General features: G+C 70.7%; 12 protein-coding genes and 1 tRNA gene. 5 read left to right on the top strand and 8 right to left on the bottom strand.

What is annotated here, in order from left to right; genetic code table 11:
• Positions 1-27 precede the first annotated feature (27 nt).
• The 3 genes from ACX9TP_RS39190 to ACX9TP_RS39180 all read right to left on the bottom strand — a co-directional run bounded on the left by ACX9TP_RS39190 (position 28) and on the right by ACX9TP_RS39180 (position 2,845).
• Positions 28-918 (bottom strand): BON domain-containing protein, encoded by an 891-nt coding sequence (locus tag ACX9TP_RS39190; protein WP_482975780.1) that lies wholly within the window; start codon positions 916-918, stop codon positions 28-30.
• Positions 919-1,148: 230 nt separating this feature from the next.
• Positions 1,149-1,736 carry a nucleotidyltransferase family protein gene (locus ACX9TP_RS39185; RefSeq protein ID WP_482975779.1) on the bottom strand — a complete coding sequence of 196 codons (588 nt, stop codon included), beginning with the start codon at positions 1,734-1,736 and terminating at the stop codon, positions 1,149-1,151.
• Positions 1,733-2,845 carry an XdhC family protein gene (locus ACX9TP_RS39180; protein ID WP_482975778.1) on the bottom strand — a complete coding sequence of 371 codons (1,113 nt, stop codon included), beginning with the start codon at positions 2,843-2,845 and terminating at the stop codon, positions 1,733-1,735. Before ACX9TP_RS39180 ends, ACX9TP_RS39185 begins: the two co-directional genes overlap by 4 nt.
• Positions 2,846-3,214: 369 nt before the next feature.
• Here ACX9TP_RS39180 and ACX9TP_RS39175 point away from each other — a divergent pair, with 369 nt between their 5' ends.
• Entirely contained in the window at positions 3,215-3,616 is a 402-nt protein-coding gene (locus ACX9TP_RS39175) for a hypothetical protein (RefSeq protein ID WP_482975777.1), read from the top strand.
• Between the two features lie 11 nt (positions 3,617-3,627).
• Here ACX9TP_RS39175 and ACX9TP_RS39170 read toward each other — a convergent pair whose 3' ends face one another.
• The 3 genes from ACX9TP_RS39170 to ACX9TP_RS39160 form a co-directional block, all read right to left on the bottom strand.
• Entirely contained in the window at positions 3,628-4,806 is a 1,179-nt protein-coding gene (locus ACX9TP_RS39170; RefSeq protein WP_482975776.1) for a DNA glycosylase AlkZ-like family protein, read from the bottom strand.
• A 128-nt stretch (positions 4,807-4,934) separates the two neighbouring features.
• Positions 4,935-5,258: a hypothetical protein gene (locus ACX9TP_RS39165; protein ID WP_482975775.1), complete on the bottom strand. Its 324-nt coding sequence runs from the start codon at positions 5,256-5,258 to the stop codon at positions 4,935-4,937.
• Between the two features lie 113 nt (positions 5,259-5,371).
• A complete protein-coding gene (locus ACX9TP_RS39160) occupies positions 5,372-6,343 on the bottom strand; it encodes an NADPH:quinone oxidoreductase family protein (RefSeq protein WP_482975774.1) in 972 nt (323 codons plus the stop codon).
• A gap of 238 nt (positions 6,344-6,581) precedes the next feature.
• Between ACX9TP_RS39160 and ACX9TP_RS39155 the strand changes: the two genes are divergently transcribed.
• Positions 6,582-6,742 (top strand) — tRNA-Met (locus ACX9TP_RS39155).
• A 422-nt stretch (positions 6,743-7,164) separates the two neighbouring features.
• Complete coding sequence (locus ACX9TP_RS39150; RefSeq protein ID WP_482975773.1) at positions 7,165-9,396, top strand: M4 family metallopeptidase; 2,232 nt, start codon at positions 7,165-7,167, stop codon at positions 9,394-9,396.
• 107 nt (positions 9,397-9,503) lie between these two features.
• Here ACX9TP_RS39150 and ACX9TP_RS39145 read toward each other — a convergent pair whose 3' ends face one another.
• Entirely contained in the window at positions 9,504-10,343 is an 840-nt protein-coding gene (locus tag ACX9TP_RS39145; protein ID WP_482975772.1) for a metallophosphoesterase family protein, read from the bottom strand.
• 115 nt (positions 10,344-10,458) lie between these two features.
• Here ACX9TP_RS39145 and ACX9TP_RS39140 point away from each other — a divergent pair, with 115 nt between their 5' ends.
• Positions 10,459-11,142, top strand: a complete 684-nt coding sequence (locus ACX9TP_RS39140) for a hypothetical protein (RefSeq protein WP_482975771.1) — start codon at positions 10,459-10,461, stop codon at positions 11,140-11,142.
• A 152-nt stretch (positions 11,143-11,294) separates the two neighbouring features.
• On the opposite strand, the gene ACX9TP_RS39135 is transcribed toward ACX9TP_RS39140, so the two are convergent.
• On the bottom strand, positions 11,295-11,657 hold the full coding sequence (locus ACX9TP_RS39135; protein WP_482975770.1) for a response regulator: 363 nt from the start codon (positions 11,655-11,657) through the stop codon (positions 11,295-11,297).
• Positions 11,658-11,797: 140 nt separating this feature from the next.
• Between ACX9TP_RS39135 and ACX9TP_RS39130 the strand changes: the two genes are divergently transcribed.
• On the top strand, positions 11,798-12,166 hold the full coding sequence (locus ACX9TP_RS39130) for a helix-turn-helix transcriptional regulator (protein WP_482975769.1): 369 nt from the start codon (positions 11,798-11,800) through the stop codon (positions 12,164-12,166).

The following is a 12,166-nucleotide window of genomic DNA, read 5'->3' as shown; positions in this document are numbered from 1 at the left end:
TGCGGGGAGCCGCCGTGGACTCGCGCGCTAGGAGCGGGCGACCCGGGTGGGCGTGGTGCCCGGTGTCCCGGTCGTCGTCGCGCCGAGCTGCTCGGGGCGGCTGACCTTGAGCTGGTTGTGGACGTCCTTCACGCCGAGGACCTCCTCGACGATGTCCTCGATGACGCGCTTGTCGCGGCGCTCATCGACGAAGCCGGTCAGCGTGACTTCGCCGGCCTTCACCTGCACCTCCACGTCCTCGGCGTTCACCCACCCGTGCATGAGCCGGTCGTAGATGTCCTCGCGGACGCGGTCATCCGAGCGCGTGTACGCCTTGGGGCCCTTGCCCAGCTTGCGCACGCCCTCGCGGAACTTGTCGCCGAGCCGCTCGAAGGGGCCACGCTCGTCGACGTCACGGCGGAAGTTGAGCCCGTCGGTCCTGTCTCGCGCCACGTAGGTGCCGAAGCCGCGGTCCTGGCCCCGGTCGTAGCCGACGTCGCGCTCGGACCAGCCGCCGCCGAAGGTGCCCGGCACGCTGTACTGCCCGTACCCCGGGCGGGCATTCCAGTCGTTCCCGCCGTAGCCCTGCGAGCGGCCGTAGCCACCCTGATTCCCCTGGAAGTTGACGCCAGGGTTGTAGTTGTAACCCGTGTTGTAGTCCCGGTCGTATTCCCGGGTGTTGTAGTCCCGGTTGTAGTCACGAGTGTTGTAGTCGCGGTTGTAGCGAGAGGTGTCCTCGCGGGTGCCCCGGCCGTAGTCCTCGGAGCCGCGGCCGAAGCCGCTACCCATGTATCCCTGCCCGCCCTGCCACGGGCCACGCTCCTGCCTTGGCCCCGGGTCGCTGCTCCGGTAGCCATCGTCGAAGTCCCGCTCCCGGGCTCCCCAGCGGTCCCGGTCGTCTCCGAGGAAGCGACGGTTCTCGTAGTCCCTGTACGCCATGGCGTGCATCTCCTTCGAGCGTGCGGATGCGTGTCACGTGACGGTGACGTGTGCGGTCCGGTGTTTTGTCGGTGTCACGTGGGGCCCGCGGCGCACGGAGGCTCGCGGTCCTCGGCAAGACTGGGACGTCAACGCCGTGCGGCAACAGGTGAACGAGGACGCGTCGGCAGTCCGCTCGCTGGGCAGTCACTGGCCCGCGAGGCGCGCGGGTCTGGAGAATAAAGCGCGGCTCACTTCAACCGTGCGAGGTCCGCCTCGGTGTCCACGTCCTCGTTTCCGCCGGGGAGGGGAACCTCCGCCACGCGCGAGGGCTCGCGGGCAATCACCCCGCGCGCGCCCTGCTCGGGGCGGAGCGCCTCCAGTTCCGGGAACACGGCGCGGGAGAACAGCGCGGGCACGCCCCGGACGCCGTCGTAGGTGGACGCCACCACGGACGCGCCCGTGTTCCGCCACCTCTCCACGAGGGCCTTCAGGTGCGCGGTGTCCACGCGGAGCTGGTCGCAGAGCAGGACGAGCACGGCGTCCACGGACGGGGCCTCGCGCATCCGGGTGAGCGCGCGCACTCCCGCGACGAGTGAGCCGCCGGGCCCCGCGGCCCAGTCGGCATGCGCGACGACGTGCACCGGCAGCCCGAGCAGCTCGGCGGCCACGGCCTCATGGTGCGCGCCGAGCACCACCACCACGGGGCCACACTCCGCCGCGATGGCCGCATCCGCGGCCCGGCGCACCAGCGTCTTCCCTTGATGGACGACGAGCTGCTTCGGACGCCCCAGTCGCGACGAGCCTCCGGCCGCGAGCAACACCGCGCCCACCGTCACGCGAGCTTCCGCGCTGGAGGCGCCGCCGCCGAATGGATGGGCGCCTGACGCTCGCGCAGCTTGCCGCCGTCGCGGTCCGCCACCACCGCCTGGAGCTCCGCGACGATGGACAGGGCAATCTCCTCCGCGCCCTCCGCGCCCAGGTCCAGCCCCACCGGCGCGTGCAGCTTCTCCAGCTGCGCGGACGTGGGCGCGGGGGACAGCTCCGCGAGCAACCGCTCCGTGCGCGAGCGGGGCCCCAGCACGCCCAGGTAGCGCAGCTCCCGGGGCAGCAGGCGCGGCAGCAGCTCTCGGTCCTGGGGCAGGCTGTGCGTCATCAGCACCGCGAGCGTGCGCGGCGACAAGGTCAACGCGTCGACCGCGTCACGGGCCTTCGCCGACACCACCGCGTGCGCCAGGGGAAACCTGCGCCGCAACGTCTCCGAGGGCCGGTCCGCGACGACGGTGACCTGCCAGCCCAGGCTCGCGGCCTGCGTCACCACGGGCGCCACGTCGAAGCCGCTGCCAAAGAGCACCAGCGGATGCGGCGGGTCCACCACCTCCACCAGCACGTCCGCGCCTCCGCACGGGCCGCTCCACGTCCTTCCCGCCTCCAGCGCCTCGCGCGCCGCCTCGCGCACGGCCTCGCGCAGCGCTCCGGAAAGGTCTCCCGCCTCCGTGCCGTCCGCGCGCACCAGCAGTCGCGAGCCCACGGCGTTGGCGGGGCCCCGGTACACCGTGGCCACCACCGCGCGCCGTCCCGAGAGCCGGGCCTCGGCGGCGAAGGCGAGCGCCTCCCCGGGGCCGGGCTCGAAGCGCTCCAGCAGCACGTCCACCACGCCGTTGCACCCGAGCGCGAAGGACAGGCTGCCCTCTTCCTCGGCGTTGTCGCCGGTGGAGTCGTAGCGCAGCAGGCGGGGGCCGGTGCTCGTCCAGAAGAAGGCCTTGCGGACGATGTCGGCCTCCAGGCATCCGCCGCTCACGCCACCGGCCAGCCACCCGTCCTCGCCCATCAGCATGCGAGCACCGGGCTTGCGGTACGACGAGCCGGACACGGCGACGACGGTGGCCAGCACCAGGGGACCCTGGGCGCGCTGCCGGGCCCGGAGGATGGCGTCGAGGTCTTTCATGTCGGGAAGGAGTCGGTGCGCATGGAGCGTATCGGTGCCCCGAGATTATCACCGCGCTCCCTGGGGACGCCGCCCGCACGACGAGTTGTCGTCATGCGGACGATGCGTCCCGGCAGGCGCGCACGTCAGCTGGCGGCACCGCGCCGATGGAGGTGTCAGGTGTCCGGCTGTCCGGGGCCCCCCCGGTACTCGGAGGCCTGTGCAGCGAGCGACGGGGGCAGCACGAATATCGCGACACGCGGCAGGTGCATGCCGACAAGGCTGGCGCGCGCCCCACGGAGTGCGGTCCATGAAGTCGGCCGGGAAGATTGCAGGCCGAGCGCCTGGGGCTGGATGAATCTCCGGGACTGGGGTGTAGTTCCCATCCGCATGCCCGTCTTGCGCTACGTCTTCACGCTGAACGCCGTGCGTGAGCTCGGCCGCCTGGCTCCGGACATCGCTCGTGCGAGAGCGGAGGCTTCCTGGGACGAGTGTCTCCAGGGCATCCGCGAGGCGTGCACGCTGTCGCTCGGCATGGAGTTCGATACGCTGGTGTGCTTCGACGCGCGCTCCGTGGTCCGCCTGTTCGCGCACGCGGAGCAGGCGCGCATCTTCGCCCGGCTGGTGGACGAGCGGGCGCGCGCCTTCGCGGAGCGGGGCCTCTTCCAGGCGGCGCTGGACGACACCGTCTACGCGGGGCAGTTGCTGGCCTGCTCGCGCCAGCGCTTCGGCGTGTCGCGGGACGCCCATGCCGCCGAGACGCTGGAGCGCGAGCTGCCCGAGCCGGGCTGAGCCCTGGCCCCTCAGGAGGCGACGCGGGCCCGGGGGCGGCGGACGCGCTCCACGCCGCACGCCACCGCATGGCGCGCGAGCGCCGCGTCGAGCGCCGCGTCGTCCAGCTTCACGCCCTTCTCGCGCCAGAGGTTGTCCACGTGCAGCGTGTCCTCGCGCACGCGTGCCTCCAGCCGGCCCACCAGCGCGCCCCGGTGCAGCAGCGGGCACACGTACCAACCCCACTGCCGCTGCGCCGCGGGCTTGTAGACCTCCCACACGTAGTCGAAGCCGAACGCCAGGCTCACCAGCCCGCGGTCCCACAGCACCGGGTCCAGCGGCCCGAGGATGCGCATCCGCTCGTCCGGCTCCGGGAAGTCGCGTGCGCGAAAGCCCCTGGGCGCCAGGTACCGCCGCGGCGAGCCCGGCACCGTCACCTCCTCCAGCACGCCCTCCTTCACCAGCGTGTCCGGCAGGGGCGAGGTGCGCACGTCGGTCAGCGTGGACCAGTGCGGCCCGCTGACGCGGCTGAGCAGGCCCGCGGCCTCCACGCGCTCCACGAGGGCCCAGCGCTCGAAGGTGTCATCCACCGGGGCGTCCGCGAGGCGGGGCAGGGCGCGGCGGGGCACGTCGTACACCTTGCCGCCCGGAGCGCGCCCGCACACCACCACCTGGCAGCGCGTCCACAGCACCTCCAGGGCCATGGCGGTGGCGCGGCCGGTGCCCTTCCATCCGCTCCAGTCCAGCGGCACCACGGGCCCGTGGTCCGTCAGCGTCTTCGCGGAGGCAGGGCCCAACTCCTCCACTTCCTTCAGCACCGCGTCGAGCACCGTCTCCGGCACGCGCTTGAGCCGCTCCTCCAGCCGCCACCAGGGCGCCTGGACGGCGCGCTCGCGGTAGTAGGGGAAGGCGCTGGCGGGCAAGATGCAGCGCTCCTTGGCGAAGTGCTCGAAGGCGTGGCCCGGCATCAGGTGGCGGTACACGTCGCCGCGGACGAGGCCGTCCACGCGCGCCAGCGCCACGAGGTCCGCGTTGGTGCCGATGACGTCGAGCGGGTCCAACTGGATGCAGCGCAGCGCCTTCAGCAGGGCACGTACGCCGCGCGCGCCCGGGGGCAGCGCAGGCCGGGCCAGCCCGAGCTGACCGACGAGGTAGCGCCGCGCTTCGTCCGGGTGCAGCGTCGCGGTGGGAGGCAGGGAGGAACGGGGCACGGCGCGGGACGTTAACAGCCCGCCGTGCCGGTGCCTCGCCCTACCGCCGCGGGAGGAGGGAGGGACGCAGGGCGCGGGACGTTGGCGTCCCCACGCCGTGGTAGCTCCGCTCTTCCGAACGCCGCGGGTTACTCCCGCTGGGACACGGGCTCCTCGCCGCGCCTGCGGGCCTCCTCGTCCTCGTCGGGGCTGCGGGACTCGGGCTCCGGCTCCAGCCGGGCCTGGCGCTCGCTGGCCTCCCAGGACTCGTCGGCGTCGCGGGCATGCACGCGGGCGGCGGCCTCGTCGTCCTGCGAGCCCGTCCACGTGGTGTGCCCTCCGGCATAACCCTCCAGCGGGCGGGGGCCCCGGCGGGACTCCACGTCCAGGTCCTTCCGCTCCTCCTCGCGCAGCCGCTCCCGCTCCTGTTCCCGCTCCCGCTGGTGCTGCTTGTCGATGGGGTTTTCCGCCATGGTGCTGTCACCTCCTGCCCCAAGGTGCTGCCCGCCCTGGAGGACGGCAGCGGGGGAGCGGGCGCTCGCGCCTGGACGCATGCCCGGCGGACACCCGGGCGCCGACGCGGGGCTCACCGCATGCGCAGCACGACCTTGCCCGTCGCCTTCCGGGCCTCCAGCTCGCGCAGCGCCTGCGCTCCCTGCTCCAGGGGGAAGACGCTGCCCACCACCGGCTCCAGCACGCCCTGGTCCGCCATCGCCTCCAGGTCCTTGGCGATGGTGGGCGTCAGCGACGGCTCATGCAGGAGGAAGCCGCCCCAGGCCACGCCCACCACGTCGATGTTGCGCAGGAGCAGCCGGTTCACCTGCACCTCGGGGATGCGGCCACCCGCGAAGCCCACCACCAGCAGCCGGCCCTCGGGCGCCAGGCACTTGAGGCTCTTGTCGAAGATGTCGCCGCCCACGGGGTCCAGCACCACGTTGGCGCCCATGCCGCCCGTCTTCTCGCGCACCTGGGCCACCCAGTCCCCGGTGGACAGCAGCACCTCGTGCGCCCCGGCCTTCCTCGCGACCTCGGCCTTGCGCTCGTCGCTCACGACGGCGAGCACGCGCGCGCCCGCGCCACGGGCCACCTGCACCGCCGCCGTCCCCACGCCGCCCGCCGCGCCGTGCACCAGCACCACGTCGCCCGACTTCACCCGGCCGCGCCGGTGCAGCGCGAAGTGGGCCGTGTGGTAGTTCATCACCACGCCCGCCGCCGCCTCGAAGCTCCAGCGCGCGGGGATGGGGAACACCATCTCCGGCTGTATCGCCGCCACTTCCGCGAAGCCGCCCAGCCCGAAGCTGAACGCCATCACCCGCTGCCCCGGCTTCACCGCCGAGCGCGCCGGCGCGCTGCGCACCACGCCCGCCACCTCCACGCCCGGCACGAAGGGCAGCGCGGGCTTCATCTGGTACTGCCCGCGCGTGAGCAGCAGGTCCGGGAAGCTCACGCCCGCCGCCGCCACGTCGATGAGCACCAGGTCATCCGACTCGGGCTCTGGGATTTCCACGAGCTGGAGTCCGTCCGGTCCGTCCAGCCGCTGCAGTTGCAGTGCGCGCATTGTCTGTCTACCTCCAGGGTGGGCCCTAGCGTAGCGGCCCCACCGGGACGTGGCGCGGGAGGATTCGCGGAAAATAAAGGCCCCGCGTCAGGGCCCGTGCGCGGCGCGCGTCCTTCTCCTCGCAGGCAAGGTCGACGGCGGCACCGCCCGACACCGAGCCACCTCTTTGAAGCGCCTGGCCGGTGAGGCCCTACACGCACTCACTGTTGGTTCGAATCCAACTTCCGCCACCAAATGGCGGAATAGCCAAATGGTAAAGGCACTCGATTCATACTCGAGCTTCACCCGATGGCTTCACCCCTCGGGCGCTTCAATACCTCTCACGTTTCGACGTCCGGCCGGAGTGGCCCTACACGCCCTGGGTGCTTGTTGTCGCCGGTTCGAATCCGGCTCTCCCGACTGCTGCCGGGAGATAGCTCAGTGGTAGAGCGCGAGCCTGAAAACACACGGCTACCCCACTCGGACGTCACCTTCCTCCCCGACAGCTCCCGTCCCGGCCGCGCGATGCGGGTGCCTCACGGCACCCCGTCGACGTGGCCTGGGCGCGTTTTCCGGGGCTGACTTCGCGCGCGGACCCTGCCAGTGTTTTTCTGGCCACAGCTTTTTTCGAGGAAAAGCGCCAATCTCGATGTGACCCGTCACGTTCTGCCGCAGTCTTCGCGGACTCGGCCGGGTCCTTCTAAGCCCATGGAACTTTTAAGTTTCCATGACAAAGCTTGATTTCTGAGAATTGGTGATAGCGTGAAATAATCGCGCAACCTTGAAATCCCCGTCACCTCCGTGCGACCATGCTTCCTAATCTTTCCGCTTAGGAGGATTACATGGTGCAGAGCAAGAGAGTGCGCGGAGCACTCGGAATCGCGGCGTTTTCCTTTGTTGTCGGCTGCAACGAGTCCACCCCTGCTCCCGAGGCCAACAAGCCCGCGGAGGCTGCCAGCACGGCGGCGCTGGAGAATGGGCAGAGCGTAGTGTCGAAGGACGGGGCCGGTGTGGCCACGTTCATCAAGGGCAACCTGGGCGCGGTGCCGGAGATCCCGGCGGCGGGCGCGGCGTCCCTGCAGCGCGAGGCGCTGGCCCCGGTGGTCGAGGCCCTGGCCCCGATGTTCCACCTGGCCCCGGCCAACCTGGTCTTCACCAAGGGCTACACGGATCCGCAGGGCGACAGCCACTTCCGGTACGCCGTGCGTCACAACGACATCCCCGTGTTCGGCGGTGAGTTCCGCCTGCACGTGCGTGCCGGTCAGGTCATCGCGGCGAACACCAACGTTCGCAGCGACCTGAAGGCGGACGTCAAGGCCACCATCCCCGGCGAGGCCGCGGTGGCCTCGGCCGCCTCGGACCGCGAGGCCCTCGAGGGCTTCGTCACCCACCCCGAGACGGAGCTGGTGTACTGGCGTGACGGCGACGAGCTGCGCCTGATGTACAAGCTCGAGCAGACGGGCATGAAGGCGGACGGCACCCCCGTGCGCGACATCCTGCTGGTCGACGCGAAGAGCGGCGACGTGCAGGTTCGCATCCCGACCATCAAGCACGCGCTCAACCGCCGCCTGCACAACCTCAACCACGGCACCTCGCTGCCCGGTCCGGTGGCGCGCACCGAGGGCCAGGCTCCCGTGGCCGACGCGGTGGTCAACACCAACTACGACCACCTGGGCACCGTCTACAACTGCTACAGCACGCTGTTCGGCCGCGACTCGCTCGACAACGCGGGCGGGGTGCTCATCAGCTCGGTGCACTACAGCAACAACTACGTGAACGCCTTCTGGAACGGCACCCAGATGGTGTACGGCGATGGCGACGGCGTGAACGCGTCCAACCTGGCCAACTCGCTGGACGTGACGGCGCACGAGCTGACGCACGCCGTGACGGAGCACGAGTCGGACCTCACCTACTCGGGTGAGTCCGGTGGTCTGAACGAGTCCATGTCGGACATCTTCGGCGCGGTCTGCGAGTGGTACGGCGACGGCTCCGGTGATGTGTCTCCCCGCCACTGGCTGGTGGGCGACGACGTCTGGACGCCGAGCATCCCGAACGACGCGCTCCGCTACATGAACGACCCCGTGCTGGACGGGGACTCGCTGGACTACTACCCGGACTACTACTCCGGCGTGGACGTGCACTACAGCTCCGGCATCTCCAACCTGGCGTTCTACCTGCTGTCGCAGGGTGGCACGCACCCGCGTGGCAAGACGACGCAGGCCGTTGCCGGCATCGGCATCGAGAAGGCCGGCCAGATCTTCTACAGGGCCAACAGGGACCTGCTCCTGCCCTCCTCCAACTTCGAGGCCGCGAAGACGGCGACGGAGCAGGCGGCGGCGCAGCTGGGCTACGACGCGGCGACCATCGCCTCGGTGAGCAACGCGTGGAAGGCCGTCGGCGTCGGCGTGCCGGTTCCTCCTCCGCCGACCAACCCGCTCGAGAAGGACGTGCCGATCACGGGCATCTCCGGCTCCAGCGGCTCGCTGAAGTACTACTCGGTGACCATCCCCGAGGGTGCGTACGACCTGACCTTCACGCTGTCGGGTGGCACGGGTGACGCGGACCTGTACGTTCGCTACAACAACGCGCCGACGACCACCTCGTACGACTGCCGTCCGTACCGCTCGGGCAACGAGGAGACCTGCGCCTTCGCGGCTCCTGCGCACGGCACCTGGTACGTGATGCTGCGCGGCTTCAGCACCTACGCCAACACCTCGCTGAAGGTGACCTGGAAGGGTGGCTACATCCCCGTCGACAGCGGCGTGCCGTACAAGTACTTCAGCGGCGCGGCGGGCTCGTCCACGGTGTTCACCATCAACGTGCCGGAGCGTCGTCCGGGCAGCGGCAAGAACAGCCTGTACGTGTCGACGGGTGAGGGCTACGGCAACCCCGACGTGTACGTGAAGCTCGGCTCGGCCCCGACGAAGTCCGACTACGACTGCCGCAGCGTGAAGGAGCACATGTCCGAGACGTGCAACCTCCTGAACGTGCCGGCGGGCAAGTACTACATCGAGGTCTTCGGCGCGAAGGGCGGCTACGAGGACATCGCCTTCATCGCCTCGTTCCTCCAGTAGTCAGAAGTCCGAAGTGACGGCGCGGCGAAAGCCGCGCCGTTGAGGCCCCGGGTCGTCCGCTCAGGCGGGCACCCGGGGCTTCGACTTTTTGGCGGGAAGGGGTTGCTTCAGAGCGGCCGGACGGCCGGGCCGGGGAGGATTTCCCGCATGAAGCGCTCCAGGCTGCCGCCGCCCCGGTGCCTCCACTGCATGGGGTAGCCGAGCGAGACCTCCTCGAAGCGCACGCCGTCCCGCCACAGCGTGGCGGGCATGTGGAGGTGCCCGGAAACGACCACCTCTGCGCGGAAGCGCGTGTGCCAGTCCTCCGTGCGCTTGGTGCCGCACCAGATGGAGAAGCGGGGGATGCGTGGCAGCCGCACGTGCTCGTAGCGCAGCGGGTAGTGGTTGATGAGCACCGTGGAGCAGTCCGCGGGCAGCGCCTGCAGGCGCGCCAGGGTGGACTCCACGCGCGCGGCGCACCAGGCGGACCGGCTGAGGTAGGGCTCCGGGTGCAGGAGCACCTCGTCCGTGCACATCAGGTCCTCCTCCCACGCCCACTCCAGCGCCTTCTCCGCCGGCACGTGGTCCGGGCGGAAGGAGTAGTCGTAGCCCAGGAACATGGGCACCAGGACGCGGGGCGGCCCCTCGCCGGGCCAGCGCGGGTAGGGGTCCTCCGGCGTGAGCGCGCCGTAGCTGCGGCACAGCGCCACCAGCCGCTGGTAGCGCGCCTCGCCGCGCAGGGGCGGCTGCTCCGACGGCATCGTCCACAGCTCGTGGTTGCCCGGCACCCAGAGCACCTGCCGGAAGCGCTCGGTGAGGGTGCGCAGCATCAACTCCATCTCCGCCAGCGTCTCCCCCACGTCGCCGGCGACGATGAGCCAGTCCTCCGGATGCGCGGGGATGGACTGGAGGGCCTGCTTGTTGTCGGGGTGGCGCAGGTGCAAATCACTGATGGCGTAGAGCTTCATGGCGCGAGGGAGGGACCTTACCGCGTGCCCCGGGCGTCCGTCGTCCCCGGCGTGTCCTTCGGGTTGCCGCCGGATTGGGTCATCATCCCGCGAGCCCGGAAAGGGGAGCCGTGAAGTGAAGGACTACTACGTTCGTTTTCCCGCCCTGCCGCTGACGCGGTCCGACGTCATGGCGCGTCTGGCGCCCGTCTTCCAGTCGGAGGAAGTCCTGCCGTCCGACGAGGACTGCGAGGAGCTGGCGCTCGCGGCCCGGCTCCAGATGCACGTCTGGACGGGACGCACGGCGCCGTGCCACGGCGTGGAGGAGGCGCTTTCGCAGGCGGAGGACTGGCAGGGGGTGGCCATCCACTTCCGGTATGCCGTCGGGCCGCTCCACTGTTCCATGTCGCTCCTGCTCTGGAACTACCACCGGAGGGACTTGACGACCGTGGCCCTCTACGAGCCCACGGAGCTGTTCGACCTTCAGAAGGAGCACCCCGCGGCCTGGGCCCGCGCGAGACGGCTCTTCCTGTCCATGGGCCGCGCGCTGGAGGCGTCGTTCTGCCAGCTCGAGTGCGACCCGGACCTGGGCACGCCCACGCTCTACGAGGTGTCCGGCGTGCTGGAGCGAATCCTCACGGATGGTGCCGTGCCGTACTTCCTCGCGGCGCGTCCCGAGGTGCTGCCGGAGGCCCTCGATGCGGTGCGGGCCGGCCCCACCTGCCGCGTCCTCCGCGAGCAGGACTACGTGGTCATCGAGGATGCCCGGATGGGCACCCCGGGAGAAGAACAGGGCGGAGGAACCGGACGGACGGGGTGAGGTGGGCCACCTTGGAACCGCGCCGGATGGAGTGCTGCGCGCCTTTCGGCCGGCTCATTGAGTCGGGCTCCAGCGAGAGCTGAGAAGGACGCAGTCCCACTGTCTCGGTAGGCCGCCTGACGTGCAGGGTCCTCCGCGTTCCAGCGGACGTCTCACGCCGGACTGCCGGCCACCCCCGCCCCCAGCGCGCGCAGCAGGGCATGCACCTCTGACGGCGGCGCGGCGCGGTCCATCCAGGTGATGCCGAGCGTGCGCAGCGTCCGGGGCGGCAGCGCCGCGAGCAGCGCGCAGGCCGTGCGCGGGTAGCGCGCGCGCACCTGCTCCAGCAGGCCCAGCCCGTCACCATCCGGCAACAGCTCGCTGCTCACCACCACCGCGGGAGGCTCCTCCCGCACGAGCGCGAGCGCCTCCGCCACGCCGCGCGCGAAGCGCTTGCAGCCCGGCAAGTCCCTCACCAGACGCCGCAGTGCCGCGAGCGAGCGCGGGTCTTCGTCCACGAACAGGAAGGTCAACATGGTCTTCGCGTCCACTGCGCAGGACCCGTGAGGTGGGTGTGATGCACGGGGTCACCAGCCGACAAGACTACCCAGGAAGTTCTTGGATGCCAACCTCTCAAGTCATATCGACATAGGCGGACCCGGTAGGTTAACGACCCATGGAAAAGACCCTCGCATCCCGCCTTGGAGGAGCCGCGCGCCTCGCCAGGACCCGCCTCAACCTGACCCAGGCGGACGTCGCGGAGCGCATCGGCATCGCGAGCGAAGTCTATGGGCGACTGGAGCGCGGCCACATGCTGCCCAGCATCCAGACCTTCCGCCGGCTGTGCGTGGTGCTCTCCATCTCCGCGGACGAGGCGCTGGGCCTCAAGCCGTCGCAGGAGGTGAAGTGGGCCGCGGAGCCCCCGAACGACTACGGCGAATCCGCCGAGCTGCGCCGCCTCATGCGACGCGCCCGCCAGCTGGACCGCACCGCCATCCGCATCCTCAGCGTGCTCGCCGCGCAGTTCAAACCGAAGGGCAGCTGA

Source organism: Pyxidicoccus sp. M15 (assembly GCF_056858435.1).
This window is presented reverse-complemented; position numbering and strand designations above follow the sequence as displayed.

Excerpts from the sequence above, each read along its gene's own strand:
- ACX9TP_RS39190 (WP_482975780.1), bottom strand. The coding sequence starts at position 918 with ATGGCGTACAGGGACTACGAGAACCGTCGCTTCCTCGGAGACGACCGG.
- ACX9TP_RS39180 (WP_482975778.1), bottom strand. The coding sequence starts at position 2,845 with ATGAAAGACCTCGACGCCATCCTCCGGGCCCGGCAGCGCGCCCAGGGT.
- ACX9TP_RS39175 (WP_482975777.1), top strand. The coding sequence starts at position 3,215 with ATGCCCGTCTTGCGCTACGTCTTCACGCTGAACGCCGTGCGTGAGCTC.
- ACX9TP_RS39165 (WP_482975775.1), bottom strand. The coding sequence starts at position 5,258 with ATGGCGGAAAACCCCATCGACAAGCAGCACCAGCGGGAGCGGGAACAG.
- ACX9TP_RS39160 (WP_482975774.1), bottom strand. The coding sequence starts at position 6,343 with ATGCGCGCACTGCAACTGCAGCGGCTGGACGGACCGGACGGACTCCAG.
- ACX9TP_RS39150 (WP_482975773.1), top strand. The coding sequence starts at position 7,165 with ATGGTGCAGAGCAAGAGAGTGCGCGGAGCACTCGGAATCGCGGCGTTT.
- ACX9TP_RS39145 (WP_482975772.1), bottom strand. The coding sequence starts at position 10,343 with ATGAAGCTCTACGCCATCAGTGATTTGCACCTGCGCCACCCCGACAAC.
- ACX9TP_RS39135 (WP_482975770.1), bottom strand. The coding sequence starts at position 11,657 with ATGTTGACCTTCCTGTTCGTGGACGAAGACCCGCGCTCGCTCGCGGCA.
- ACX9TP_RS39130 (WP_482975769.1), top strand. The coding sequence starts at position 11,798 with ATGGAAAAGACCCTCGCATCCCGCCTTGGAGGAGCCGCGCGCCTCGCC.